We start from the raw sequence: 26,286 nt of genomic DNA, 5'->3' as shown, positions 1-26,286 counted from the left end.
GTGGCCCTCGGCCGGGAACAGCCGCCCTGGCTCGTCAGCATCCGGCACTCGGCCGCCGACGGACCGGCACACGGCGTCGGCGTGCTGTGCGGACCGCGCCACATCCTCACCTGTGCCCATGTGGTCGGCCCGGCCAGGGACAGGCCCGGCGCCGCGGTGTACGTCCGCTTCCAGCACGTGCGGCACGCCGAGGCGCTGAGGGCGACCGTGCTGCCGGACGGCTGGCACCCGGTCACCGAGGCCCGCACGGGGGACGTGGCCGTCCTCGAACTCTCGGGCGACCCACCGCCCGGCGCCCGCCCCGCACCGCTGTGCACCACGGCGGCCGGCATCTGGCACCACCGCTTCCGCGCCTACGGCTACCCGAAAAAGCACGCGCGCGGCGGTGTCCCGGTGCGCGGCGAGATCGTGGACCACGCGGGCGACGAGTGGCTGCTGCTCGAACCGCGTGCGGGCTGGGCGCCGGAACCCGGCTTCTCGGGCGCACCGGTGTGGGACGAGGACGGCGACGGAGTGATCGGCATCCTCAACGCCCGGGAGCGCGGCGGCGATTCCGGCACCCGCGGGGCCGGTCCGAGCGGCACCGCGTACGCGATCAAGACCGAGGCGCTGCTGCGCTACTGGCCTCCCCTGGCGGCGCAGGTCCGGGAGCAGGCCGCCGACGAGCTGCGGGCCCGCCTGGAGTCACGGCTCGCGCTGCCCCTCACACGCGCCGGGGAGCTGCCGCCCGTCGCCGAGGTGGACCCGTACCACGTCGGCGTGAGCCCCTCCACCTACAGCGGGCTGCCGGCCGAGGACGGCCCCGCCGACACGTACGTCACGCGCCCCGGGCCGGACGCGCTGCTGGAGGAGGCGCTGGACGGCGCGCTCGCGGCCGCGCCGGACGGCGCGCGGCTGCTGCTGCTCGTCGGCCCGTCGAAGTCCGGCAAGTCCCGGACCCTGTTCGAGCTGCTGCGCCGCCGGATGCCGCGGGCCCGGCTCCTGGTACCCGCCGCCGACCGGACCGCGCCCGGCGACCTGTCCCGGCTGCGGCTGCCCGCCGGCCCCGACCGGGTGGTCCTCTGGCTGGACGAGCTGGACCACTATCTGCGGCCCGGCGGACTCGACGTCCAGGTCCTGGAACGGTTCGCACGGCAGGACCCGCCGGTCACCGTGGTCGCCTCCATGACGTCGGTACAGCGGCAGGCGCTCTTCGACCGGGCGGACGACCAGGGCCGCCTCGCGCGCAGCGTGCTGCGCCGGGCCCGCCAGGTGGAGCTGCCGCAGCGGCTCTCCGACGAGGAACTGGCGGAGGCCGCCCGCCACTACCCGGGCGAGGACTTCACCGCGCGGGGCATCGGGCAGGTCCTGGTGGCCGCGCCCGAGCTGGAGCGGCGGCTGACGGACGGCTTCGACAGCTGCCCGGCGGGCTGGGCGGTGACCCGGGCGGCGGCGGACCGGTGGCGGATGGGCCTGCGCGGGGCGGTGCCGGAGGCCGTCCTGTTCCGGCTGTTCCGCGGGTACCTGAGCGACGCGCACCCGTCACTGGACGCCGACGAGGCGGCGTTCCGTACCGGCCTCGCCTGGGCGCGCGAACCCGTCGCCGGGCAGATCGCCCTGCTCCACCCCGACCGGCCCGTGGCCCCGGCGGACACCGGGGACGCCGCGCCGGGGGACGGGCCCGCACAGCGGATGTACACCGTCTTCCCCTACGTACCCGACTATCTGGACGCCAGGAGCGACGACCCCGGCGCGCGGGTGCCGGGCTTCGCCTGGCGGCTCGCCGTGAGCGGGGGCGCTTCCGGCGGCACCGGGGCCCCGGACCAGCCGGGCGGGCTGAGCGGCGAGCTGCTCACCATCGCCCTCACCGCCGGTGTGCGTGACGAGACGGAGGTGGCCGCGGCCGCACTGCGCCGGGTCCGGCAGATCGGCGGGGACTCGGACGACGCCGCCTGGGCGGCCCTGCTGCTCGGACAGCTCGAACTCTTCCGGGGCGATTTCGCGCAGGGGGCGGAGTGTCTGGAGGCGGCCCTCGACTCCGGCGTCCCGGACGTGGTGCCGCTGGCCCAGGTCGAACTGGGCGGGATGCTGGCGGCCAGTGACCGGGTGCGGGCCGGCGAGCTGCTCCAGGCGGCGATGGGCTGTCACAACCGTCAACTGGCCCTGCTCGCCGAGGTGTTCTTCAGCGGGCTGCTGATCCTTCAGGGGGAGCACGACCGGGCGCTGTCGCTCCTGGAGGACGTGCTGGCCGCGGGGGACGACGAGGTGGCCGGCCTGGCACAGGCCCGGCTCGGCGGGCTGCTCGCCGACGAGGGCGTTCCCGCCTCCCTGGACGGTGCCGGGAAGCAGGGCCCGGCAGGCGGCGGGACCGAACTGCTGCGGGCCCGCGCGGCCCGCACCGGCGACCTGCCCGGCCCGGACCGTGGCCCCTGGACACTCCCCCGCACCGTGGACGCCGCCGTGACCGCGCCGATCGCGGAGCTGGCCCGGACGAACATGAGCTGGGTCCTGGTCAACCAGGGCAAGCTGGCGCGGGCCGAGGAGCTCCTGCGGGAGGTGATGGCCGGCGCTCACCCGCTGGCCGCGCCCCTCGCCTGCGCCAACCTCGGGGACCTCCTCGTGGCGTGCAACCGGTGGGGCGAGGCGCGTCCGTTGCTCGAAAGCGTGCTGGACGCCCCGGCCCCGCTGGCCTGGCCGCTGGCCCGGCTCGCGCTCGGGTGGCTCCTGGTGAGCGGGGACGAGGAGCAGGAGCGGGGCGCCGAACTGCTGCGCGAGGTGGTGCGGTCGGGCCACCCGGCCCTGGCGCCCCGCGCCGCCCACACCCTGGGCGCCTGGCACATCGCGGGCGGGCGGGCGGAGCGCGCCGAGTACCGGCTGGGCCAGGCCGTGGCATCCGGCCACCCGGACTGGGCGCCGACCGCCGAACTCTCCCTGGCCGGACTGGCCGTACGGCAGGGCGACCCGGACCGGGCGGAACGGCTGCTCGCCTCGGTCGCCGCCGGGCCCTGGCCGAACGCCCCGCTCGCCCTGGACCACCTGGGCGATCTGCTGGCCGGCCAGGAGCGGTACGAGGAGGCGGAGGCCGCCTACCGACGGGCCATCGACTCCGGCCACCAGCACTGGTCCCAGCTCGCCCGGATCGACCTTGCGGTCATGCTGGCAGTGACGACCGACCCGGACGATCCGCGGAACGTGGCCGCGTTCACCGCGCTGCTCGCCGAGGCCGTCGCCTCCGGACACCCCGGACACGGCCCGCGCGCCGCGGAGTTGCTCGGCGAACTGCTCACCGTGCTGGAGCGGTACGACGAGGCCGAGGCCGCCTACCGGCAGGCCATCGGCTTCGGCCATGAGCAGTGGTCCCACCTCGCCCGGATCCGCCTCGCGCTCATGTTGTCGGACCTCGCCGACCCGGACGACCCGCAGGGGTTCGCGCCGGTGGCGGACCTGCTCGTCGAGGCCATGCAGGCGTCCCTTCCCGTGCTCGCCACCTGGGCGCAGTCGCTGCTCGGCCAGGTCCGGATCGTCTCGGGCGACCGGTCGCAGGGACTGCGACTGCTGAGCGACGCCGTGGCCGCGGACGTGCCCCGGGCGTCCGACGCGGCCCGGCTCTTCCTCGCCCTGTCCCACCTCGGCGACGGCGGGGATCCGGCCGAGGCACAGGCCGCGGAACTCCTGGAGGACGTCCTGCGCGGGGAGCCCTCGGACGTCACCGAGGTGGCGCGGGCGACCCTGGGCACCCTGCGTCTTCGCCAGGGCGATCACGCGGCGGCCCGGCGGCTCCTGGCCGACCCGGCCGCGTCCGACGACCCGGAGGCGGTGGCCGAGAGCTACCTCGACCGGGGTGAGTACCTCCTCGACGCCGGGGAGGTCGAGATGGCCGCCGAGCTGCTCGAAGCCGCCGTGGAGTCGGGTGCCCCGGACAGCGCGCCCCGGGCCTGTCTGCTGCTCGGCGTGACGCGGCTGGCCGAGCGCAGACTGGACGAGGCCCGGGACCGTCTCACCCGGGCGGTGGCCTCGGGCGACCCCGCCGTGGAACCGCAGGCCCGGCGGTATCTGGGCAGTACGCTCGCCCAGCTCGGCCGGCCCGAGGAGGCCGAGGAGACCCTGCTCCCGCTGGCCGCCGCGGCGGACAGCCCCGAGCGCCCGCAGGCCCTGCTGCTGCTCGCCCGGCTCGCCGTCGTCACCGGGCGGCAGGACGAGGCGGCCGACCGCTTCGAGCAGGTGCTGTCCGCCGGCGACCCGGAGGCGGAGGCCGAGGCGCGCACCGCGTACGCCCCGCTGCTGCGGGACACGGGCCGCTGGGACCGGCTCGCGGAGATCCTCTCGGCGCCCGCGGACGCCCGCCCCGCCCCGGAGAGCGAGCCCGCACGGGACGCCCTGCCCGGCGGGACCGCCGCCCCCGCACCGCAGCCGTCCGCCTCCCGCCCCGGCGAACCCGTCCTGACCGCACCGGTGTTGGTCCTCCTCGGCGATGTCGCCTCCGGCGAGGAGCAGTGGCGAGAGGCCCGCTACTGGTACCGCCGCGCCCTGGACGCCCCCGACGGCGACCGCGCCCACGACCGCGCGCGTGCGGCCCTCGGGACCCGGCCGGGCCGGCTCCCGGGCTCGCACCCGGGAACCGGCCCGCCGTCGTGAGCGCCCGTGTCCCTGGTCCGCCTACTGGCCGAAGCCGTAGGCGAACAGGTGGTCGGTGCCCGTCGATCCCGTCACCGGCAGCGTGATCGACGCGACCTTCCTGGACGGGTCCAGTGGGACCTTCGTGGCGAAGACGTACGTCCCGACGTTGTCCCGGCCGCCGCTGCCGGTGTTCCGGTAGGCCGTCGTCACGGCGGTCGTGTCGCTCGCGAGCGGCTTGGTGGACCCGCCGTTGAGCGTCCAGTCCGAGAAGCCGACCGTCGCCTTCGCGGTGGTGCCGTCGGTGTAGGTGACGGTCACCGTGCCGGAGACCCCGCTGCCGTCGGTCGGCGCGTTGGTCGCGGTGCCGAGCAGGCCCAGTGACGCGCCCGACGTGCCGGCCGGCATGAGGATGCGCTGGCCGGCCATCTCCAGGTTGTCGAGCTGACCGGAGGTCACGGTGGGCCAGGTGTAGGTGATGCCGTCGACCGTGAGAGGGGAGCCGCTGGTGACGCCGGCCGCCGACAGCGCGTTCTGCGAGAACGCCCAGCCGCCGTCGTCAAAGCCTCCCGAGAAGTGGGCGCCGTCGGGGTAGACGCCCTCGTTGGTGTCGTACGGCCACAGGGCACCGGCCTTGGCCACGGCCACCCGGAGGGTCGCCCCGCTCAGTGCCGCGCCGGTGCCGTGGTCGGTCAGCGCGAAGGCGACCGGGAACGTCCCCTCGCTCGCGCCCGCGGCCACGTGGACCTTCGCCTCGGCGCTGCCCGAGGCGGGCACCGTCAGCGAGCCGGACGCCGTGTCCAGCGTGACGCCGGAGGACGCCGTCGCCTTCCAGTCGACCGTGACGGCCGCGGCGCCGAGGTTGGTCAGGTCGAGCGTGCCGTCACCGGACGTGCCCGGCTGGAGCACCAGGCCGTCGCTGGAGGGACCGGTCGCGGCGAGCACCCGGCCGCCGCCCGTGGTGTCCGACGGCGGTGCCGCCGACGGGTCGGACGCCCAGGAGGTGTCGGGCTGGGTGCCGAGCGTGAAGTCGATCGTGCCCGCGCCCTTGAACTGCTGGTACGTCAGCCAGGAGGTCTTCCACTCCTTGCCCCTGACGTCGAGCGCGTGCACGTACGGCGCCTGGGGAGCGGCCTGCGGCGCGTTGATCCGCACCGTCTTCCCGCCGGCGAAGGTCACCTGCGCCACCGGGAACACCGGGCTGCCGAGCGCCAGGGTGTCCGTGCCCGGGGTCTCCGGGTACATGCCGAGCTCGGACCACACGTACCAGGAGCTCATCGCGCCGAGGTCGTCGTTGCCGAACGAGCCGACCGGAGCGTTGAAGTACAGCTTCTGCTGGGCCTCGCGGACAGCTGCCTGGGTCTTCCACGGCTGCCCCGTGTAGTCGTACTCCCAGGGGATCTCCACGCTGGGCTCGTTGCTCAGGTCGGCGTTGGTGTTGCCGGGGGCGGTGATGTTGTCGAGGAGGCCGTCCAGGTACGACGAGTACGCCTGGTCGCCGCCGCGTGCCTGGATGAGCTGGCGCAGGTTGAACGGGACCATCGGCGTGTACTGGGCGGACGTCCCCTCCACGAAGCCGTTGGAGGTGCCGGGGGTGAAACCGCCCGCGAACCGGCCGTCCTTGTCCTTCGCCTGCATGTAGCCGGTCTGCGGGTTGAAGACGTTCATCCAGTCCTGGGCGCGGGTGGCGAACTTCTCGTAGACGGCCGTCTTGCCCAGCGACTTCGCGAAGGAGGCGAGGGCGAAGTCGGCGGAGTCGTACTCCAGCTGGGTGGAGACCGGGCCGTAGAAGTTGCAGCAGCCGAAGTCGTTCTCGTCCAGCGGGAGATAGCCCTTCGCGTCCCGCACCGACTCGCCGGGGCGGTCGTTGTTGGGGACGGTGGCCTCGTGCTGGAGGGCGGCGAGCGCCTTGTCCGTGTCGAAGCCCGTCGCGCCGAAGGCGTGCGCGTCGGCGATGATGCCGGCGGCCGGGTCCCCGACCATCACGTAGCTCTCGCCGTTGTTCGAGGCCCACTTGGGCAGCAGCCCTGTCTGGTCATAGCCGTTGAGCATCGAGGTGACGACGTCACCGGCGACCTTGGGCTCGACCATCGCCATCAGCTGGGTCTGGGAGCGGTAGGTGTCCCAGCCGGAGTAGTTGGCGTACTGCGCCTGCTGCCCCGTGGCCAGCTTGTGGACCTGGTCGTCCATCCCCATGTACCGGCCGTTGTCGTCGGAGAGGACGTTCGGGTGCAGCAGCGCGTGGTAGAGCGCCGTGTAGAACTGCACCTGCTGGTCCGCGGAGCCGCCGCCGATCCGCACCTTGCCCAGTACGGCGTTCCAGGCGTCGTGGTTGGCCTGCTCGACGGCGTGGAGGTTCCACTGCTTGATCTCGGTGGCGAGGTTGTCCGCCGCGCCCGCGTCACTCGTGTACGAGACGCCGACCTTCGCGCTCACCGACGGGTCGGCGGAGGTGTCGAAGGTCAGGTACATGCCGTTCGCCCCCGTCGTGGGGGGCTGGGCGGCCTTGCCCGCGCCGGACGAGCGGGGTGCGGCGCCGCCGCTCGCGGCCGGGGAGGGCGCGGCGGAGGCCTTGCCGCCGCTCCCGTGGACCGTCGGGGCCGGCTTCGCGGGGACGGTGAAGTGCTTCTCCTTCAGCGGGGCCGACCGGGGAGCCTTCAGGTTCTGCTGTGCCCTGCCCGCCGTCAGCGACGTCGCGCCGGGGTTGACCGTGCCGCCGATCCAGGTGCCGCTCGCGGTGAACGGCCGGTCGAACATGACGTCGAAGTGCAGGGTGTACCGGTTGTTCGCGCCGCAGAAGTGACCGCTGTCGATCGCGCCCCTGATCTCCTTGTCGCTGACCACCTGGACGCGGGTTCCGTCCACCTGCGTGGCGCCGCCGTTGAGCTTGAACAGCAGGTTCGCCTGCGCACCCGCGGGGAAGGTGAAGGTGCCCAGGCCGGCGCGGGTGGTGTCGGTCAGCTCGGTCCTGACCCCGCTCGCGTCGGTGACCTTGTAGGAGCCGGTGCCTGCCTGCTCGTCGTGGTGGCTGAAGCCGACGGAGGCGTTGCCGAGGTCGCCCGGCAGCGCGCCGGTCACCGGCAGGACGGGCAGGTCGCCCGCGACGGGGCAGCCGGGTCCCGAGACATGGGTGAGGCTGAAGCCGGAGATCTTGTTGTCGTTGTACTCGTAGCCGCCGCCGTCGGCGCGGTCGGGCGTCGTGTCCGGCCCCCACTGCACCATGCCGGCCGGCATGTCGGGGCCGGGGAAGGTGTCCACCGCACCGGAGGTGCCGATGAGGGGGTTGACGAGGGACGCGGGGTCCTTCACGAGGGCCGGTGTCGCGCTCGCGGCATACGCGCTCCCGGTCGCCGGAAGGGGGAGGGCGGCCAGGCCCAGGACCGCGACCACGGCCAGGCGTTGGCGGAATCTCTTTCGGTCACGTGGCGCGGCTGAACGTCGGGGTCTCACCATCGGTTGCCTCCGCAGCGGTTCGTGCTTCGCACATCAGGTGCAGGCGCGCCGAAGAAGGCCGGAGCGCCGACGACAGGCAGCGGTTCCGGCCGCGCCCCGCACGGCCTGACAACGTTGCCATGCACGAGTGTTGAGTGAAACGCGTGTGCTTGCGGCGTGTCAACGAGGCCAACAAGACTTTCTGTGCGCGAAGTTCACCGCCGGGCACGTCCGGTCGCGCCGTCGCGCGCCGGCCACGGCGAGCCGCCATGACGGCGCGTCCCACCGGCCGATGCGGGCGCCCGCTAACACGAACCACCTCACGGCGTTCACAGCGACACGCTGTCGGCGTGGGGTGAGCAGCCGTCAGAGATCATTCGGAAGGCCTAATCGTCATTCAATATGCCTTCTTTTTCGGTCACTTCACTTCCTGACCGAGCGACAGAAAGGGCCGCATATAACCCGATCGGCCTCCATCGCGAATTTCCCGAAATGCCCGATGTGACAGCCGTGAGTACGTTTGATCGCAGTCGGCTGACGAGCCGACGTCTCCGAGATATCCAGACAGGAGAAGCGACATGAAGCTCGCTCGTTCCACCATGGTCACCGCCGCTGCCGGAGCCGCCACGGCACTCGCCGTCACCGGCATCACCTACGCCTCGGCGGCCTCCGCCCCGGCGCCCCAGGCGGCCCCGGCGGCCGTCGCCCCCGCCGCGGAGGCGCCCTTCGGCGGCGACTCCGGGCAGGGCAAGAACAACAGCAACAACAACAGCAACAACAACGAAGGCAAGGGCAACGAGGGCAAGGGCAACGAAGGCCGCCGCGAGGAAGGCCGGGGTCACGAGGAGCGCCACGAGGAGGGCCGCATCCTCATCAACGAGCGGTCCTACTCCGCCCGCCCCGGCGACTGCATCACCGTGATCAGCGGCCTGGGCGCCAAGACCCTCAACGTCCGCAACGACAGCCACAAGCGCGTGGAGGTCTTCCGCGGGGCCGTCTGCGACAACGGCGCCCCCATCGCCACCGTCGGCGCGTTCAGCACCAGCTTCGGCGTCGACGATCTCCACGTCAAGGACGGCGTCCACGTCAAGGACGGCATCGTGGCCAGCTTCCGTGTGGACTGCGACCACGAAGGCGGCCGGGGCGAAGGCGGCCGCGGTGAAGGCGGCTGGGGCGACGGCGGCTGGGACGACTGACCGGACAGCGGCAGCACAGGATGAGGCCCCGGCCCGCCGCAATCGGGCCGGGGACCCCGATCCCCACCATTGTCCGACAACCCGCACGCCCTCCCCGCACCACCGGGCCCGGACACCAGGCGTCACGCTCTGGTGCCCGGGCCCGCACCCGCCCGCCAACAGCCCGACTCACCTGGGCATTTACACCCCAGTGCCCTCGCGCCTGCACATCCGGCCATGCCCTCGCCGCCCGATTCCCTCCCGGCGTTTCCCCCGCCCCGAACGAGTGAGAAGGGGCGCGGGTCCCGGCGATCTCGACGTTGGCCATGGCCCGCGCCATCAGCGTGAGGAACTCCGCCTCACGACGGGTGAGTCCGTGACGGCGGGCCGCCGGACACCGAGCGCCGCGGTCGAGTGGCGTCCCGCGGCCCCCATCGCGTACGTGCGGCCGATCCCCTCACCCGTCCCGCTCGGCGAGTTCGATCTCGGCCCAGATGGTCTTCCCGCCCTCATGGTGCCGGGTACCCCACCGCTGGGCGAGCTGGGCGACGAGCAGCAGACCGCGGCCGCCCTCGTCGTAGGTGCGGGCCCGGCGCAGGTGCGGGGCGGTGCCGCTGCCGTCGGAGACCTCGCAGATCAGCGCCGTCCCGCGGATCAGCCGCAGTTGGACGGGCGGCTGGCCGTAGCGGATGGCGTTCGTGACGAGTTCACTCACCACCAGCTCGGCGGTGAACGCCGCGTCGCGCAGGCGCCAGGCGTCCAGCCGGGCCAGCACCTGTGCGCGGGCGTCGGCCACCACCGCCGGATCGGAGGGCAGGTCCCAGGTGACGACCCGGTCGGCGTCGAGCGCCCGGGTCCGCGCGACGAGCAGGGCGACGTCGTCCCCGGGCCGCGCGGGCAGCAGCGTCCGGATCAGCTCGTCGCACACCGTCTCCAGCGGCCGGGCGGCGGACCGGCCGAGGCCCCGGCGCAGGAGCTCCAGACCCCGGCCCAGGTCGTGCCCGGCGCCCTGGACCAGGCCATCGGTGTACAGCGCGAGCAGGCTGCCCGGGGGCACGTCCCACTCGACGGTCTCGAAGGGCAGACCCCCCACCCCGAGCGGAGGGCCGGGCGGCACGTCGACGAAGCCCGCCGTGCCGTCCGGGGTGACGGCGACGGGCGGCGGATGGCCGGCGGAGGCGGCGGTGCAGCGGCTGGAGACCGGGTCGTGGACCACGTACAGGCAGGTGGCGATGAGACCGGTGGGGACGTCGAGATCGACCTCGTCGTACGCGGTGCACTCCTCGGTCGCCAGGTGGGTGACCAGGTCGTCGAGGTGGGTGAGCAGTTCGTCGGGGGGAAGGTCGACGTCGGCCAGGGTGTGCACCGCGGTCCGCAGCCGTCCCATGGTGGCCGACGCCCGCAGTCCGTGGCCCACCACGTCGCCGACGACCAGCGCGACCCGGGCGCCCGAGAGCGGGATCACGTCGAACCAGTCGCCGCCCAGCCCCGCCCGGGTGCGGGCCGGCAGGTAGCGATGAGCCGCCTCGACCGCTTCCTGGGCCGAGAACCGGCTCGGCAGGAGGCTGCGCTGCAGGGCCAGCGCGGTGCCGCGTTCGAGGGTGTACCGGCGGGCGTTGTCGATGGCCACGGCGGTGCGGGCGGCGATCTCCTCGGCCAGGAGCAGGTCGTCGTGCGAGAAGGGCTCCTCGCGCCGATGCCGGACGAGGACCGCCACACCGAGGGTGATGCCGCGGGCGCGCAGCGGCACGACCATGATCGAGTGGATCCCGAACCCGCGGACCACTTCGGCCCGGTCGGGATCGGCCCGCCCCCACTCCCTGATCGCCGCGTCCTCGCTGCGGTGCAGGGAGGGCGTGCCCGTGGCCAGACAGCGCACGGGTGGTGCGGACTCGGGGTAGTCGTCCACGTCTCCCGGTGCCCGCACCGCCTCGGGCACCCCGGGCAGCGCGGACTGCTGCGCCACGCGCCGCAGCGGGACCGTGCCCGTTCCGGACGGCCTCGGCTCGACTCCGCGGCACAGCGAGTCGAGCAGGTCGACGGTGACGAAGTCGGCGAGCCGGCCCACCGTCACGTCGGCCATCTCCTGGGCCGTGCGCATCACGTCCAGGGTGCTGCCCACCTGCGCGCCGACGTCGTTCAGCAGCGCGAGCCGCTCCCGGGCCAGCTGCTGTTCGGTGACGTCGAGGGCGGAGACCTCCAGGTGCCGCACCTGCCCCGCCGGTGTGGTGAGCGGGGACACGGTGACGGACCAGACCTTCTCGGGTCCGTCCGGTCGGGCTCTGCCCCGGACGTGGAACTGCTCCGCCTCGCCCGACGCGAGCACCCGGCCCATGCCGTCCTCGACCCGGTGGCAGAGGTGGGGCGGCAGGATGTCGGTGACGCGTCGGCCACGCATCCGCTCCTCGCTCAGTCCGAGTTCCCGTACCGCTCCGGCGCTCGCCCGTACGGCCCGCAGCGCGGAGTCGTACAGGATCACGGGGAGCCGGCACTGGGTGAACGCCTCGTCGGCCGTCACCAGGTCCGGCGGTGAGTGCTCCGGTGACGTCACCACGAGGAGCCGCTGGGCGCGGCCCGTACGGTCGACCGACGGATAGGCCCGCACCCGCGCGGGCACCGGCCGGCCGTCCCGGTGCCGGAGCAGGGCCGTCGTGCCGGCCGGGCTCAGGTCCGGGAGGCCGTCGCCGCTGCCCGCGTCCGGGGCGATCAGACGGGTGACCGGGCTTCCGACGGCCTCCCCGCGGGGGTAGCCGAGCAGGCGCTCGGCGCCCGTGCTCCATCCCGTCACGATTCCCCGGTCGTCGACGACCGCCGTGGCCGGGTCTGCCGGATCGGGCCGTGCGGCACGGCTCCCGCCGAGGGGGGTGGCATCACCCATGCCGGTCACCGCCCGTTCCGCCCGCTCGGCCACCGTGGCCCCGGGCACCGTCGCGGAGGCCGAGGAGGCCGACACGACGGGACGCCCGTGGCGGCCGGTCCCGCCGCGTCGGCCTCCTGCCTCACCTCTACCGTTTCCATCGTTCTCCACTCGCCCGCGGGCGTCTCGCCGAGGACCTCCGAGGATCAGGGAGCCTCGCCCGTGGCGGCAGCGCGGGGGCGGGGCCCGGCTGCCGGCGGGCACCATTCGAAGAGCAGGATGGTCACGTCGTCCCGCAGTTGGTCGCGCTGGTAGTCGAGGACGGCGTGGATGAGCAGCCGCAGCACCTCGGCCGGGTGCTGGCCGGCGGCGTTGGAGCGGATGACGAAGTCGGTGAACCGGTCGAGGCCGAACTCCGCGCCGTTCGCGTCGCGCGCCTCCACGACACCGTCGGTGTAGAGCAGGACGCAGTCGCCCGGTTCCAGTACCGTCTCGTGGACCTGCCGGACGGCCGGGGCGAGCGGGCCGGCCAGGCCGATCGGCGGCTGTGGGGGGCGGTCCAGCGCCCCGGCGAGCACCCGCTCGGCACGGATCAGCAGCGGCGGAGGGTGCCCGCAGTTGACCCAGTGCAGCACCCCGGTCTCGGCGTCGAGCCGGCACAGCACGCCGGTGCAGAAGTGGTCGGGCAGCCAGCGGGCGAGCGCCTGGTCGACGGAGCCGACGACATCGGCCAGGTCACCACCGCCCCGGCGGGCGTTGCGCGCCGCCGCCATGGCGACCGACGTGCTCAGACCGGCGGTCAGATCGTGCCCCATGGAGTCGAGGATCATGGTGTGCAGCACGTTCTTGACCACCGAGTGGTCGAAGGCGTCTCCGGCGACGTCGTACGCCGGCTCCAGGACCGCGGTCGAGACACATCTGCGGCTGCCCACGGTGTGCGGGGGCAGGAAGGCCCGCAGCATCTCGGCGGGCAACCCCATCGGCACGGTGCGGGTGCGGGCGGCGAGCCAGTCGCTGTAGGCGCGCTTGGAGGTGACCAGCATCGCGAACAGATGGGACAGCATCCGGCAGCGGCGCATCCGGACCCGGTCGGGCGAGGCGGCCCGCACCGCCAGTACGCCCAGCCGCTCCGCGCCGTCGACCAGGGGCATCCAGACGATCACGCCGCCGTCGCCGCCCACGACCCGGGGGGAGACCGAACGGTAGGCCCAGCCGGCCGGCGAGCGGTCCACCGGCAGCGGCTGCAAGGCCTCGTCCAAGGGGACGAGCAGCCGTTGTTGCAGGTCGACGAGGTAGATCAGCGCGGTGTCCAGGCCGAGGGCCGAGGCGCACCGGTTCGCCAAGGCCGACAGTTCGAAGGGCAGGGCCGACTGCGCCTCGATGACCAGCCGCTCCAGCAGATCCTCGTCGACGGCGGTGCCGGGACCGGAGAACGCGTGCGGAGGATCCGGCACGGTCATCACCCCTTCCGCGCCCAGTCTCACACCGCTGCCGTCCTCGCACAGGTCAGGCAGCACGACCACCGGGGGCAGGAGCGGCGACCAGGACGGTCAGCCGGTGTCCGCGCAGCCGAGCGACTGGCCGCCGAGCCGCATCATCACCGTGTCTCCGGCATGTCCGGGAACCGGTCCCCGCACCGCAGCTCGAACCAGACGCTCTTGCCGGTGGCCGTCCGCCTGCTGCCCCAGGCGTCCGCGAGCAGGTCGATCAGTTCCGTGCCGCGACCGCCCTCGGCGTCCGCGTCGGCGACGCCGCGCACGGGGCCGCCGGACTCGGTGTCCTCGACCTCGCACAACAGCCTGCCCTGGCGCAGCCGGAGATTGAGCCTGAGCGGGCCCCGCGTATGGCGCAGGGCATTGGTGACCAGCTCGCTGACCAGCAGTTCCGCGGTGTCGGCGAGGTCGGTCACGGCCCAGTCGCCCAGCTGCGCGGTCACCAGCCGCCGGGCTCGGCCCGCGGAGGTGAGTTCCCGGCGCAAGGGCCAGGAGGCGTCCCAGGGGGTGGGGCGGCCGCGGGGCGCGTCCAGCGGCCGCAGCGGTGCCAGCGTGCGCGACCACATGGCCCACTGCCTGGCGAACCACGACGGTGCGGCACCGCGAGACGACCCGCTCTCCTGGTGACGGGCGAGGGGACGGCCGACGGGACGGCCGATGGCGTCGGTGGCCATGGCGATCAATCCTTCTGGGGCTGACGGTGAGCGGCCCACCGGGTGCGCGCCGGGCTCGTGCCGGACGCGTGTATGTAGCAACCGCTACATACAAATATAGACGTAATGACTGCTACGGTAAATAGCGCTCCAAAATTCTCAAAAGTAAGTAATCGGTCATCGGTCATCGGAAGCGTCCCTCACGCATCCAGGAGCCCCCATGCCTCGCCCACCCGACCCGGCCAAACGGCGCGCACTTCTCGACCGTGTCCGCGCCTACGTACTGCGCAACGGCGTCACGGATCTCTCCCTGCGTCCGCTGGCCCAGGCCCTGGGCACCAGCGACCGCATGCTCCTGTACTACTTCGGCACCAAGGAACGCATGATCGCCGAAGCGCTCGCCGTCTACGAACGCCGCCCCCTCCTCCGCGTCCGCACCGCGCTCGACACGACCGGCTCCCCCACGGACCCCGCGGGGCTGCGCCGTTTCATGGAGGAACTGTGGCGGCAGTTCGGCGAACCCGACGTACGCGCCACGCTCCCCCTCTTCCTGGAGGTCATGAGCGCCAGCGTGCTCCACCCGGACCGCTACGGACCCGTCATGCGAGACATCGTCACCGAGTGGACGGACCTGCTCACCTCGATCCTGCACGGCCTGGGCATGAACCAGGACCGGGCCCGGACCCAGGCCACCCTCCTCACCGACGCCGGCCTCGGCCTCCTGATCGCCCCCCTGGCGAACGGCCACTGGGCCCAGGCCGACACCGCCTTCCACGCCCTCCTCGACACCCTCGAACCCGGCTGGCACACCTGACCTGAGGGGACATCAGAAAGCTTTTGCCGCCGCCCAGTTGGGGGCAAACTCTTACCTTACGCACACCCATCACATGTCAATGTCTCTCTAAAATCTCGGCATGGGCATCCTCATACCTCGGCTCGCCCCGTCACTGGTGTGCGTGCTGACCTTCGCCGTGATCTTCTTCTCTCTGTCCAGGATCCTTCTCCCCCGGATCGACGACGCGCTCGCCGAACGCCGGGACGCCATCGACGGTCAGCGGGAACAGGCCGAGCGGGCGGCGATCGAGGCCGGTGAGGTCCTCGCCATGTACCGCGAGGAACTGGCGGACGCTCGGCACGAGGCGGCTCGCCTGCGTCAGGAGGCGTTGGAACAGGGCGCTCAACTGATCGCCGAGATGCGCGCCGAGGCACTGCGGGAACGCGAGGCGATGATCACCGAAGCTCAGGCCCGGCTCGCGGCCGACCGGGAGACCGCGAAGACGGAATTGCACGGTGTCGTCGTGTCGTTGGCCACGGAGCTGGCCGGCCGGGTGGTCGGCGAGTCCCTCGACGGGGTCGTCCGTGAAAGCGACGTCGTGGACCGCTTCTTCGCGGACCTCGACGACCGCAGCGCGGCACGTCTGCGGTAATCCCGCCGACTGCGCGGTCACCAGCCGTGACCGCCGCTGGTGTGGAACAGGGCCAGGCCGGCCGTGACCACGATGAGGAGCTGCGAGAGGCGGACGGGGCAGAACAGCGCCGCCAGTGCGCAGGCAAGAGCCGCGTACCACGGCATGGACCATGGTGCCGCGATGATCCAGGCGAAGGAGAGCACGAAGGGGACGGTGACGACGACCGGGGCCTCCGCCGGTACGTGCCGGTGGAGTACGAGGGCCAGCCCGAGCATCAGCACGGGCCACAGAACGCTGACACTCGCCGCGGCCGCGGCCGGCCCGACGACAGCGGTCGCACCGTGTTGGAACACGCCCCACAACGACGGCATCGACACCATGTGCGAGGCTTTGGAGAGCGGGTCCAAGGCGTGCAGGCCGTACATGCCGTAGAGCACCGCCACCATCAGCGTGGCCGCTCCCACCACGCCGGCCGCCCGCAGCCAGGCGCCGCGTCGGAGCAGCAGCCAGATCACCCCGGCACCGAGCAGTGCGGCACTGACCTTGACGCCGCAGGCCAGGCCGACGAGGCCGCCGATGGTCAGGTCCCGGCGCCTGCCGCCGGTGCTGCGCGCCATGTGGACCACGCAGACCGCCAGGACGGCCACGAGGGTGTCCAGGTGCCCGCCCCCGACCAGCACCCCGATCAGCAACGGATTGGCGCTCCACAGGAGTGCGGCCCGTACCGGATCGTCGGCCGTCCGCATCAGCAGGAGGCCGACGCCGAGGAAGACGGCCGCGTTCGCGAGCATCAGCACCCATATGGTCAGCCACGGCTGGTTACCGCCCACGCACGCGGCAGCGGCCTGCCACCACGTGGCGACCGGCCCGTACACCGACGGGGAGTTCCGCCAGGCGTCGCCGACCAAATGCGCGTAGGCACCGCCCAGTTGGGCGGGGGTCGTCACATACGGATCACCGCCGAGAGCGGCGATACGACCGTAGGCGGCGTAACTCGCCGCGTCGGAGGAGCCGACCGGGGTGAGGTTCGCGAAGAGGAGCACGGCCAGCGCGCCCCCGCGGAACAGAGTTCGGGGATCGGGACTCCACCCTCGGCCGTGTGCGTGGAGCAGACCGAGCGTTCCTCCGCACGACAGCACGACGGCGGCGGCCATGGCCGCCTCGGAGAGTGTGCCGGGCATGGCGGGCAGCCGGAGCCAGGTGATCGGCGCCCTCAGCGTGTTCGGGTTGGGCGCGCTCGCACCGACCAGCGCGAACAGGAGGACGCCTGCCCCCGCCGCCCACAACGCGGCGCGCGGCCGCGGCCGGCCGTCTCCCGTCCGAGCCGTGTACCCGGCTGTCCTCCTGCCCAGGGCCAGAGGTCGCAGAGTCCATTCGTTGTTGTTGATCGTCAAGGTCGGCCTCTGGGTCGCACTCGGGTCATGGCTCTTTCACACACGGGTGATCGGGAACTGCGCCTCCCCCCACGGCAGCACATGTCTCGGCAGCTCAGCGACCGGTCCTCTCCGTCAGCTCGCGGCGGGGAGGTGCGACGACGATCCGGCAGACCGGACGTGCCGTCGTCGCCCATGGCCCCACCGCACCCACCGATACGGGCACCACGGCAGCTTTCCACATGGCCGGCCGCATCAGCTCGCACCCGCAGAGGTCTGTCGGCACGGTTGCACCCGTGGACGGGCGGGCTCTCGGCAGGCGCTGCCGGACGGCGACGCAGGGCTCGGCGACGGCACGCGCTCCACTCCGGGAATTCGGACGGATATTCACCGGATTACCCCGGATCGCGCATATCGCCCAGGTGACGTCCCCGGTGCACGCAGACCGCGTCGGTGAAGTAGATCAGCCATGGTGCGACTGTAACCACCCGGGCGAAGCCCCTACCGACCTGGCCTCGAAACCCGGCGCTCGCGAGCAGCGCCGCGATGAGGGCACCGAGACGGTCACCCGCACGCGCGGCGGGGACGAACGCCTCGCCGGCCGGGGTGAGGGGCCGCTCCCGGTCGGGCAGGGCTCCGTCCCGCGCGGAGGCGACGGGCTTCGGTCGTCGCCGCATCGTATGCAGCCCCCCCGCGGCCGGCGAAGGGGCCCGGCTCAGCGGCCGGCGGTCGTCGCCTGGCGTGCGGCTGACGTCGGCTCCTCGTGGCCGTCGGTGCCGAGCGCGGCCAGGATGTCCTCGACGCTCTGCCTGGCATCGCCGAAGAGCATGCCGCTGTTCTCGCGGAAGAAGAGCGGGTTCTGCACGCCCGCGTATCCGGAGGCCATGGAGCGCTTGAACACCACGACCTGCTCCGCCTCCCAGACCCGCAGCACCGGCATGCCCGCGATGGGGCTCGCCGGGTCCTCGGTCGCGGCCGGGTTGACGGTGTCGTTCGCGCCGATGACCAGCACGACCGAGGTACCGGCGAAGTCGTCGTTGATCTCGTCCATCTCCAGGACGATGTCGTAGGGGACCTTCGCCTCGGCCAGCAGGACGTTCATGTGCCCGGGCAGGCGCCCGGCGACGGGGTGGACGCCGAACCGGACCTCGACGCCCCGTGCGCGCAGCCGGCGCGTCAACTCCGCCACGGGGTGCTGGGCCTGGGCGACGGCCATGCCGTAGCCGGGGGTGATGATCACCGAGCGGGCGCGGGCCAGCATCCCGGCCGCCTCCGCCGCCCGCACCTCCCGGTGCTCGCCCTGCTCCTGCGCACGGCCGGACGGCGCCTCGATGCCGAATCCGCCCGCGATGACGGAGAGGAAGGAGCGGTTCATCGCCCGGCACATGATGTAGGACAGATAGGCACCGGAGGAGCCCACCAGCGCGCCCGTCACGATGAGCAGGTTGTTGTCGAGCAGGAAGCCGGCCGCGGCCGCCGCCCAGCCCGAGTAGCTGTTCAGCATGGAGACGACGACGGGCATGTCACCGCCGCCGATCGCGGCGACCAGGTGCCAGCCGAGCGCCAGCGCCAGCACGGTCACCGTGATCATCAGCGCCAGGTCCGGGCTGACGGTGAACCAGGCGGTCAGTGCGACGAAGGCGCCGAGCGCGCCGAGGTTCAGCGCATTCCTGCCCGGCAGCGTCAGCGGACGGGACGTGATGCGCGCCGAGAGCTTCAGGAACGCGACGATCGAGCCGGTGAAGGTGACCGCGCCGATGAAGACGCCGATGAACACCTCGGCGTGGTGGATGCCCAGCAGGTCGGCAGCGATCCGGGTCTGCGCCCTGCCGTGCGCTTCCACCTCCAGATAGCTGTTCCAGCCCACCAGCACCGCGGCGAGGCCGACGAAACTGTGCAGCACCGCGATCAGTTCGGGCATCTGCGTCATCTCGACACGCCGGGCCCGCCACAGGCCGACCGCCCCGCCGAGCGCCATAGCCACCACGATCAGGGTCACCGCGCCCGCAGTGATGCTCCGCGCCGCGAGCACGACCGTGGCGACCAGCGCGAGGACCATGCCGGCGATGCCGTAGACGACGCCGGCGCGGGAGGTGCGGTGCTGGGACAGGCCCGCCAGGCTCAGGACGAACAGCAGCGCGGCGACCAGGTCGGCGGCGTGGGACGCCGTCAGTGAAGTCATCTCGGCTCAGCCTTTCGAGAACATCGACAGCATACGGCGGGTGACGGCGAAACCTCCGAAGATGTTCACGCTCGTCAGCAGGATCGCCACGAAGGCGAGCGCGGTGACGATCCGGTTCTCGTGCCCGATCTGCAGCAGGGCGCCGATCACGACGATCCCGGAGATCGCGTTGGTCACCGACATCAGCGGCGTGTGCAGCGCGTGGTGCACCTTGCCGATGACGTAGTAGCCGATCACGACCGCCAGGGCGAACACCGTGAAGTTTCCGGCCAGTTGGGCGGGGGCGAAGGCCACCAGCAGGAACAGGGAGAGCATGCCCAGCCCGATCAGGCCGTAGCGCCGAACGGGCGTCAGCCTCGGTCCCCTCGCTTCGGGTTCGCGCTCGGCGGGCACGGTCTGCGGCGACCCGGTCGGCGGGGCGGGTGCGGCCGAGACCGCCACGGGCGGCGGCGGCCAGGTGACGTCGCCGCCCCGCACCACGGTCACGGCCCGTTGTACGGCGTCGTCGAAGTCGATCGTCAGCCGCCCGTCCCCGCCGGGGGTGAGCAGCTTCAGGAGGTTCGCCAGGTTGGTGCCGAAGAGCTGCGAGGCCTGGGCGGGCAGCCGGGAGGCGAGGTCGGTGTAGCCGATGACGGTGACACCGTTGTCGGTGACGACCGCACGCCCGGGCACGGTGCCCTCGACGTTGCCGCCCTGGGCGGCGGCCATGTCGACGATGACGCTGCCCGGCTTCATGACCGCCACGTCCCCGGCCGTCAGCAGGACCGGCGCCGGCCGGCCCGGGATCAGCGCGGTGGTGATCACGATGTCCACGTCCCCGGCCTGCTCGTGGTAGAGCTCGGCGGCGGCGCGATCGTAGTCGGCGGAGGTCGCCCTGGCGTAGCCGTCGGTGCTCGCCTCCTGGACGACGTTCACCGGGAGGTACTCGCCGCCCAGCGACTTCACCTGGTCCGCGACCTCGGGCCGCGGGTCGGTGGCCCGCACGATCGCGCCGAGGCTGGAGGCGGCGCCGATCGCCGCGAGACCGGCCACGCCCGCACCGGCGACCAGCACCTTCGCCGGCGGCACCTTGCCCGCCGCGGTGACCTGGCCGGTGAAGAACCGGCCGAAGACGTGGGCGGCCTCGATCACCGCCCGGTACCCGGCGATGTTCGCCATCGACGACAGTACGTCCATCGTCTGGGCGCGTGAGATGCGCGGCACCGCGTCGAGCGCCAGCGCGGTCACCCCGGCATCCGCCAGTGCCCGCAGCAGTTCGGGCTGCTGTGCCGGGGCCAGCAGGGCGATCACGGTGGCGCCGCCGCGCAGCCGGGTGATCTCCGTGTCGGAGGGAGCGTTCACCTTCAGGACGACATCCGCGTCCCAGGCCTGGCCGATGGCGGCGCCGGCGTCGAGGTAGGCCTGGTCGCCGAAGCCGCTGGCCGCGCCGGCCCCGGACTCCACCACCACCTCGTAGCCCAGGCCCAGCAGGTGACGTACCGTCGACGGCGTCGCCGCGACCCGTGTCTCCCCGGACAGGGACTCGACCACGACGCCGACGCGCTGGGGCGGGTGTTGCGCAGGTTCTTGTGCAGACATGTCTCGTGTTCTCTCCCGGTAGGAGGGTCTGACGGGTATCCGCGGTCAAACGGGCGTCCACAGGACTCGTTCCGTGGACGCGGGCCGCAGGAAACCTACCCCCCGAACCGGGCCGGGCCGACGGACACGGCCCTGGTGTATTTCACTCGGCGGTGCCGCCGCCACGGCGCCGCACACGTACCGCGGTCTCCCAGGACAGGGCGGCGACGGACATCAGGGACAGCAGCAGGTAGAACACGAAGAGCTTGCGCAGGTCGTCGAGGACGTACCAGACCGACGCGGTGGCGCAGAACCAGAAGGCGACCAGTGAACCGGCGCCGCCCCCCTTGCGGCGTGCCGCGCTCACCAGGCAGCAGGCGGCGGTCAGCGCCAGCAGTGCGGCGATGCCGACGTACGAGTGGGCCCACCCGTCATTGGCGCGCCGCAGTTCCGAGTTCACCGCCACGGCCTCCGCCACGGGACCCCAGCCCACGACGCACGACAGACGTGCCGACCAGGGCAGGGCCACCAGCCCCAGCAGGCCGGCCGCGGAGGCGACCCAGCCGAAGTGGGCCGTTTCCACCACGTGGCCGCGTGCGCACAGCAGCGACAGCAGACACCCCGCCAGGGCCAGGACGCTGTCGGCCGTGAGGCGCGGCACGAACCTGCGGCCGGGCGTGGCGGGAGTGCCGGGGCGCGGCGCCGGCGGGAGGGGTGAGGGGGCCTGGGCCGTCGGCATGGCGGACCGGGCCAGGGCCTCGGCGAGAGCGGCACCCATCTGCCGTGCGTCAGCGAATCGTTCCTTCGGATCCTTGCGCAGAGCACGCCGGATCACCGCCTCCACCGCCGGCGGCACCTGCGGACGGAGCCGGGAGACCGGCTCGGGTTCGGCGAACAGATGCTGGTGCATGACGGCGAACGGCGATTCGCCGCGGAACGGCGGCTGCCCGGTCAGCAGTTCGTGCAGCAGGCACCCCATCGCGTACAGGTCGGCCCGGTGGTCGACCTCCGCCCCGTTGATCTGCTCGGGCGAGAGGTAGGCGGGGGTGCCGATAGCGGCGCCGCTGCCGGTGATGCGGGTGGCCGTCTCGGTGAAGGCTTTGGCGATGCCGAAGTCAAGGACCTTCACGGCGCCGGGGCCGGTGCGCATGATGTTCGAGGGCTTGATGTCCCTGTGCACGATGCCGTGTTCGTGGCTGTGCTGCAGCGCGTCCAGCACGGCGCATGCCGTCTCGATGGCCTCGGCGACGGGCAGCGGGCCGTCGCGCAGGGCCTCGGCGAGGGTCGTGCCCGGTACGTATTCCATCACCAGATAGGGCCGCGGGCCGTCGGCGTCGGGCTCCTCCCCTACGTCGTGGATGGTGGCCACTGCGGGGTGGTTCAGCGCGGCCGCCGCGTGTGCCTCGCGCCGGAAGCGGGCTCGTGACTGCGGATCGTGGGCCAGCGCCGAGGAGAGCAGCTTGACCGCGACAGTGCGGCGCAGCTGGCGGTCCACCCCTCGATGAACCGTTCCCATGCCGCCCTGCCCGAGCCTCTCGACCAGCTCGTACCGGTCACTGAGGACTGATTCCCGCCCCACGCACGCCTCCCCGCTCGTCACAAACCCGAGGAAGCTTACGACCCCCGCGACGCATCCCACGTGCCGACGAGGCACGTGGGATGCCCACCACGCCTCGGACGAAGCGAGGTCAGACGTCCTCGACATCGGTGAAGAGGAGGCGCACACCGCCGGTCGCCAGCTCGAAGGCCTTGGCGACGAACGCCGATGCCTCTCCGGTCGTCACGGCCCTGCTGGCCGCGGCGTAGTCGGTGAAGTACATGTCGAGTACGCGATAGGCCGGTGTCGCGCTGCCGTCCTCCTTCGGCCAGACCTTCGCGCTCTCGATCCGCTGGACTCCGGGGATCTTCTTCGCCAGCGCGATCTGCTCGTGGTGACCGGCCTCGAACTCCTCGGGGGATTTCGGGTTCTCGTAGATTGCGGTGATCTTCGTCGGCACTATTCCTGCTCCTTGTCCGTTACTGTTACTGGGTCTTCCATTTCGCATTCTCGGGGATCGATTTGTCGGGCACGTGGACCTGGATGATGGACGGGCTGTCCGAGTTCTTCAGGGCACCCGTCACGGCAGCCGTCAGCTCTCCGTACGTGCCGACTTCCCACCCTCGGCACCCGAACACCTCCGACAGCCGGCTGTAGTTCCACCGGTGCAGGACACACGGCTTGAAGAACGGCTTGTCGGCGTGGAAGACCGACGCATCGCCGAGCCACTGCTCCACGGCGTAGACGCCGTTGTCGATGACGAAGACGATCGGGTTGAGCCTGAAGCGAGTCTGCGTCGAGAGGCACTGGGCGGTCATCTGGAATCCGCCGTCACCCGAGAAGACCACGACTCTCTGGTCGGGCGCCTTCGCCAGGCAGATACCCGTCGCAGCCGCCGCGCCGTAACCGATCGACGAGTAGGACGACTGAGCGATGAACCCGCCCGGCCGTGGCACGTCGAGCAGCAGGCTCCCGAAGTAGTTCATGCTCGCGTCGGCGGCGACGATGGTCTTCCGGTCGATGTACTGCTGGATGAAGTTGTAGAACCCCTGGTACGTGATCACGTCGGACGAGCCCGTGGTCGGCGCGCCACGAGCGGGTTTCTCCGGGAGTTTCCGTGTTTTGGGCGCGACCTTTTGTGCCAGGATGCCGTCCATCAGGTGCTCCAGCGCGACCTGTCCGCCGAAGAAGGTCCCGAGCTTGACCGCGTCGAACGACGCGAACGCGGTCTTGTCGTAGTCCGGCTCCCAGCCGAGCGAGTTGATGTCCGTCAGCCACACGCCGAGGGCCAGCACGAAGTCGGACGTCGCGGCCAGATCCGTGACGGCCGTCGATGACGCCTGGCCGTCGAGCACGCCGGCGAACAGGGGATCGTCCTCGGAAAGGACGGCCTTGCTGAGGAGTTCCGTGACGAAGGGGACGTTCAGCTGCTGGATCAGACTCATGGCCTTGTCCTGAAGGCCGAGCCGGTCGATCTCCACACCGACCCAGACGAGCGGGTTCTCGGCGCTTTCGAGCCTGGCGCAGATCTGCGCCACCGACTGTTCCAGGCTGGTCTCGTCCGACAGGATCCTGGCCGGCTTCAGAACACCCCTCGGCGGCTCGCACGTCAAGTCGACCATGTCCTGGAGAAGCTCGATGTAGATCGGGCGCCGTTCGCTGATGCACCGGGTCAGCGCGTAATCTATCAACGTCGGTGCGACGTCCGGGTTCTCGATGCGTACGGCTGCGACCGTGATGTGCTCGAACGACTGAAGGTCCGTTTCACGTCCGCTGATGAAGTGATGCGCGCTGAAGCCGGTCTGCTCGAAGACGATGGTCTTCTTGATGCTCGGTGTGCCGTTGATCAGCACGAGCGGAACCTTCTCGACATAAGCGCCGGCGACGGCGTTCACGGCACACAGTGCGCCCGCGGAGTAGGTGACACAGAGCGCCCCGACGCCCTTCAGCCTCGCGTATCCGTCCGCCGCGTAACCGGCGTTCACCTCGTTGACTTCCTCGATGATCTCGATGCCGCTCGGCGCGACGTAGCGGTTCAGCCATTCGATCGAGTAGTCGCCCGCGATGGAAAAGAGGTGACCCAGCCCCAGTTGGCGGAGCCGGTCCACCAGGTACTGCCCTACGGTGCAGGTCTCGTTCATGGTCCGAATGCCTCCGGGGTCAGTAGTCGCTCGCGCCGCCGAACAGCCGGGGCAGGTAGATGTCGAATATCCCCGGGCACTTGCGTTCGGGATACCGCTGGAGCATGAAACCCTTGAAGGCGTCGCCCGTCAGCCCGTTGCCGATCGCCTGCCGGGCGGCCGAGAGGTACTCGATGTTGCGAGCGACCTCGTTCTTGTCGGCCGGCAGGCCGTGGCCCGGCATGAACAGGTCGTAGTCGGACAGCAGCATTTCCTGGAGCACCTGGATCCAGTGGTCCATGTGCTGTGTCAGGTACAGATGGGTGCCGCTGTAGATCAGGTCCTGAGTGAAATAGACTCCCAGATCAGGAAGCCTGATGGTCAGGTGGAAGTCGATTTCTGTCTCTGTCACCCGGTCGAAGAGGTACCTGACCCCGTCGATCGTCTCGGTGCCGGGGCCGACGGCCTGCTTGGGCACGACGATCCGGTCCGGGACGAGGTCGCCGAGTTTCCAGTGGTCGCTCCTCGACGCTTCCCCGTGCTCCTGGATGAAGCTCATGGTCTCGGGCAGCGCGTGGATCGGGACGTCGCCGAACGCCGCCCCCACACCGAACCAGTGGTCGGGGTGCCGGTGGGAGACGTACAGCCGCTCGATCGGCTTGCCGAGGCTGTCCGCGTAGTCCCTGAACGCCCTCGCGTAGGGAACGAGAAACTGCCCGTCGACGAGCACCAGTTGGTTCCTGGTCTCGATGATGTGCGTGGCGTTCGCGATATTGCTGTACGCGAAGGAGGCGACGAAGGTGTGAATGCGGACGTCGCCCGACTGCTTCACGACCATGATGATGGGATCCGACACCTGGGCTAGCATGCGGCACCTTTCCCGGGCACTTGGGCGGAAGGAGTGATGACCTGCTCCCGCAGTTCCTCCAGTGCGGCCCTCGCGACGTCGTAGGCGCTGTCGACGCCGGGCACCGGGTCGTCCTCGCCGGGCCGCCAGAACCGCCGGCGTGCCATGCGCATGGAGCTGACGAAGGGCGGGATCGCGTTGAACACCTCGACGAGGTACGGCCCGCGATACACCGGCTCGATCTCGTTCCGGACGACGTCCCACGGGATCCAGCTGTCCTTCACCGCACCCCGGTCGGGCGCGGAGATGTGGACGTAGTGGAGCCGGTCCCGCCGGACCGCTCGCGCGACGTTGTCCCGGAAGACCGACGGGCCCTGGCTCTCCATCACGACCTGCGCGGTGTCGATCGTCACGCCGGCCCCCGAGTGCTCGAAGCCGTCGAGGAAGTCCAGTGCCTCGGAGACCATGTTGGGTGGCGGCGTCTCCCAGCTCTTGACGGGCTCGATGGCGAGCTTCACCTCGCGCGCCGCGGCGTACTCCGCCAGGTCCTCGAAGACGGAACGCGCCGCGCGATAGCGCGACTTCATCCAGTCCTGGAGGGCGTCGCTCCACAGCGGCTCGTCGGCGTCCGTGACCGGGAAGACGCCGTACGGGTAGAGGAACGGCCCCGACATGATCGAGTCGCCGCCCAGGACCCGTGTGATGTCGACGCGTGACGTGAGGTAGGACAGGGCCCGCCTGCGCTGCTCCTCGTAGGGCGACGTCGGGTCGAAGGTCCGCGTGGTCCCGACATTGGTCGTGAACTTCACGTCCTTCAGCCCCGCCTGGTCGAACGCCTTCTTGAGGGCGACGTAGCTGTCGGTTTCGAGCTTGTGGTCGACGGTCGCGGGCTGCGGGGCGATGTGCAGGTCGAAGCCGTCGTAGCCCATGTCGGTGAGGGCCTTCAGATGATTGATCAGGACCGCGGTGTACCGCGCGTCCTGCGGCCTCAGGTCGGCCGTGAACATGAAGAAGCTGAAGAACACGTCCCGTTCGAATGTCTCGTTCATTCCCGGGTC

At 71.7% G+C, this 26,286-nt stretch carries 17 protein-coding genes; 4 read left to right on the top strand and 13 right to left on the bottom strand.

The annotated features are described in order from the left end of the window. Entirely contained in the window at positions 1-4,614 is a 4,614-nt protein-coding gene (locus tag ACFC8N_RS27090) for a tetratricopeptide repeat protein (protein ID WP_376290562.1), read from the top strand. A gap of 21 nt (positions 4,615-4,635) precedes the next feature. Here ACFC8N_RS27090 and ACFC8N_RS27085 read toward each other — a convergent pair whose 3' ends face one another. After that, the gene (locus ACFC8N_RS27085) at positions 4,636-8,046 is read right to left on the bottom strand and encodes a GH92 family glycosyl hydrolase (RefSeq protein WP_376290560.1); all 3,411 of its coding nucleotides are present in this window, start codon (positions 8,044-8,046) and stop codon (positions 4,636-4,638) included. A gap of 557 nt (positions 8,047-8,603) precedes the next feature. On the opposite strand from ACFC8N_RS27085, the gene ACFC8N_RS27080 reads away from it, so the two are divergent. Then, positions 8,604-9,221 (top strand): hypothetical protein, encoded by a 618-nt coding sequence (locus ACFC8N_RS27080; protein ID WP_356025617.1) that lies wholly within the window; start codon positions 8,604-8,606, stop codon positions 9,219-9,221. 436 nt (positions 9,222-9,657) lie between these two features. Here ACFC8N_RS27080 and ACFC8N_RS27075 read toward each other — a convergent pair whose 3' ends face one another. The 3 genes from ACFC8N_RS27075 to ACFC8N_RS27065 all read right to left on the bottom strand — a co-directional run bounded on the left by ACFC8N_RS27075 (position 9,658) and on the right by ACFC8N_RS27065 (position 14,224). Continuing rightward, the gene (locus ACFC8N_RS27075; RefSeq protein WP_376290557.1) at positions 9,658-12,153 is read right to left on the bottom strand and encodes a SpoIIE family protein phosphatase; all 2,496 of its coding nucleotides are present in this window, start codon (positions 12,151-12,153) and stop codon (positions 9,658-9,660) included. 110 nt (positions 12,154-12,263) lie between these two features. Then, positions 12,264-13,517 (bottom strand): PP2C family protein-serine/threonine phosphatase, encoded by a 1,254-nt coding sequence (locus ACFC8N_RS27070; RefSeq protein WP_376290677.1) that lies wholly within the window; start codon positions 13,515-13,517, stop codon positions 12,264-12,266. Positions 13,518-13,654: 137 nt separating this feature from the next. Further along, on the bottom strand, positions 13,655-14,224 hold the full coding sequence (locus ACFC8N_RS27065) for an ATP-binding protein (RefSeq protein WP_356025623.1): 570 nt from the start codon (positions 14,222-14,224) through the stop codon (positions 13,655-13,657). A gap of 199 nt (positions 14,225-14,423) precedes the next feature. On the opposite strand from ACFC8N_RS27065, the gene ACFC8N_RS27060 reads away from it, so the two are divergent. Together ACFC8N_RS27060 and atpF are read left to right on the top strand one after the other, a co-directional pair. Beyond that, entirely contained in the window at positions 14,424-15,017 is a 594-nt protein-coding gene (locus tag ACFC8N_RS27060) for a TetR/AcrR family transcriptional regulator (RefSeq protein ID WP_362819761.1), read from the top strand. Positions 15,018-15,117: 100 nt separating this feature from the next. Further along, positions 15,118-15,630 (top strand): F0F1 ATP synthase subunit B, encoded by a 513-nt coding sequence (gene atpF, locus ACFC8N_RS27055; RefSeq protein WP_376290553.1) that lies wholly within the window; start codon positions 15,118-15,120, stop codon positions 15,628-15,630. Positions 15,631-15,647: 17 nt separating this feature from the next. On the opposite strand, the gene ACFC8N_RS27050 is transcribed toward atpF, so the two are convergent. From ACFC8N_RS27050 to ACFC8N_RS27010, 9 genes are all read right to left on the bottom strand, one after another. Then, entirely contained in the window at positions 15,648-17,006 is a 1,359-nt protein-coding gene (locus ACFC8N_RS27050; RefSeq protein WP_376290551.1) for a hypothetical protein, read from the bottom strand. 374 nt (positions 17,007-17,380) lie between these two features. Next, on the bottom strand, positions 17,381-17,662 hold the full coding sequence (locus ACFC8N_RS27045) for a hypothetical protein (RefSeq protein WP_376290548.1): 282 nt from the start codon (positions 17,660-17,662) through the stop codon (positions 17,381-17,383). 38 nt (positions 17,663-17,700) lie between these two features. Then, complete coding sequence (gene pntB, locus ACFC8N_RS27040) at positions 17,701-19,167, bottom strand: Re/Si-specific NAD(P)(+) transhydrogenase subunit beta (RefSeq protein ID WP_356025634.1); 1,467 nt, start codon at positions 19,165-19,167, stop codon at positions 17,701-17,703. A gap of 6 nt (positions 19,168-19,173) precedes the next feature. Beyond that, the gene (locus tag ACFC8N_RS27035; RefSeq protein WP_376290546.1) at positions 19,174-20,745 is read right to left on the bottom strand and encodes a Re/Si-specific NAD(P)(+) transhydrogenase subunit alpha; all 1,572 of its coding nucleotides are present in this window, start codon (positions 20,743-20,745) and stop codon (positions 19,174-19,176) included. 142 nt (positions 20,746-20,887) lie between these two features. Continuing rightward, positions 20,888-22,303: a protein kinase gene (locus ACFC8N_RS27030; RefSeq protein ID WP_376290543.1), complete on the bottom strand. Its 1,416-nt coding sequence runs from the start codon at positions 22,301-22,303 to the stop codon at positions 20,888-20,890. A 109-nt stretch (positions 22,304-22,412) separates the two neighbouring features. After that, entirely contained in the window at positions 22,413-22,721 is a 309-nt protein-coding gene (locus ACFC8N_RS27025; RefSeq protein WP_356025641.1) for an EthD family reductase, read from the bottom strand. Positions 22,722-22,746: 25 nt separating this feature from the next. Further along, on the bottom strand, positions 22,747-24,402 hold the full coding sequence (locus ACFC8N_RS27020) for an alpha-keto acid decarboxylase family protein (RefSeq protein WP_376290541.1): 1,656 nt from the start codon (positions 24,400-24,402) through the stop codon (positions 22,747-22,749). A 19-nt stretch (positions 24,403-24,421) separates the two neighbouring features. After that, on the bottom strand, positions 24,422-25,237 hold the full coding sequence (locus ACFC8N_RS27015; RefSeq protein ID WP_356025646.1) for an MBL fold metallo-hydrolase: 816 nt from the start codon (positions 25,235-25,237) through the stop codon (positions 24,422-24,424). Positions 25,238-25,242: 5 nt separating this feature from the next. Further along, positions 25,243-26,277 carry a sugar phosphate isomerase/epimerase family protein gene (locus ACFC8N_RS27010; RefSeq protein WP_356025649.1) on the bottom strand — a complete coding sequence of 345 codons (1,035 nt, stop codon included), beginning with the start codon at positions 26,275-26,277 and terminating at the stop codon, positions 25,243-25,245. Positions 26,278-26,286 lie beyond the last annotated feature (9 nt).

Source organism: Streptomyces sp. NPDC055966 (assembly GCF_042269865.1).
In the GTDB taxonomy this organism is placed as follows: domain Bacteria; phylum Actinomycetota; class Actinomycetes; order Streptomycetales; family Streptomycetaceae; genus Streptomyces.
The sequence above is the reverse complement of the archived record's forward strand: the minus strand, read 5'-3'. Positions and strand labels throughout refer to the sequence as shown.

Excerpts from the sequence above, each read along its gene's own strand:
- ACFC8N_RS27085 (WP_376290560.1), bottom strand. The coding sequence starts at position 8,046 with ATGGTGAGACCCCGACGTTCAGCCGCGCCACGTGACCGAAAGAGATTC.
- ACFC8N_RS27080 (WP_356025617.1), top strand. The coding sequence starts at position 8,604 with ATGAAGCTCGCTCGTTCCACCATGGTCACCGCCGCTGCCGGAGCCGCC.
- ACFC8N_RS27070 (WP_376290677.1), bottom strand. The coding sequence starts at position 13,517 with ATGACCGTGCCGGATCCTCCGCACGCGTTCTCCGGTCCCGGCACCGCC.
- ACFC8N_RS27065 (WP_356025623.1), bottom strand. The coding sequence starts at position 14,224 with ATGGCCACCGACGCCATCGGCCGTCCCGTCGGCCGTCCCCTCGCCCGT.
- ACFC8N_RS27060 (WP_362819761.1), top strand. The coding sequence starts at position 14,424 with ATGCCTCGCCCACCCGACCCGGCCAAACGGCGCGCACTTCTCGACCGT.
- atpF (WP_376290553.1), top strand. The coding sequence starts at position 15,118 with ATGGGCATCCTCATACCTCGGCTCGCCCCGTCACTGGTGTGCGTGCTG.
- ACFC8N_RS27045 (WP_376290548.1), bottom strand. The coding sequence starts at position 17,662 with ATGCGGCGACGACCGAAGCCCGTCGCCTCCGCGCGGGACGGAGCCCTG.
- pntB (WP_356025634.1), bottom strand. The coding sequence starts at position 19,167 with ATGACTTCACTGACGGCGTCCCACGCCGCCGACCTGGTCGCCGCGCTG.
- ACFC8N_RS27035 (WP_376290546.1), bottom strand. The coding sequence starts at position 20,745 with ATGTCTGCACAAGAACCTGCGCAACACCCGCCCCAGCGCGTCGGCGTC.
- ACFC8N_RS27020 (WP_376290541.1), bottom strand. The coding sequence starts at position 24,402 with ATGAACGAGACCTGCACCGTAGGGCAGTACCTGGTGGACCGGCTCCGC.
- ACFC8N_RS27010 (WP_356025649.1), bottom strand. The coding sequence starts at position 26,277 with ATGAACGAGACATTCGAACGGGACGTGTTCTTCAGCTTCTTCATGTTC.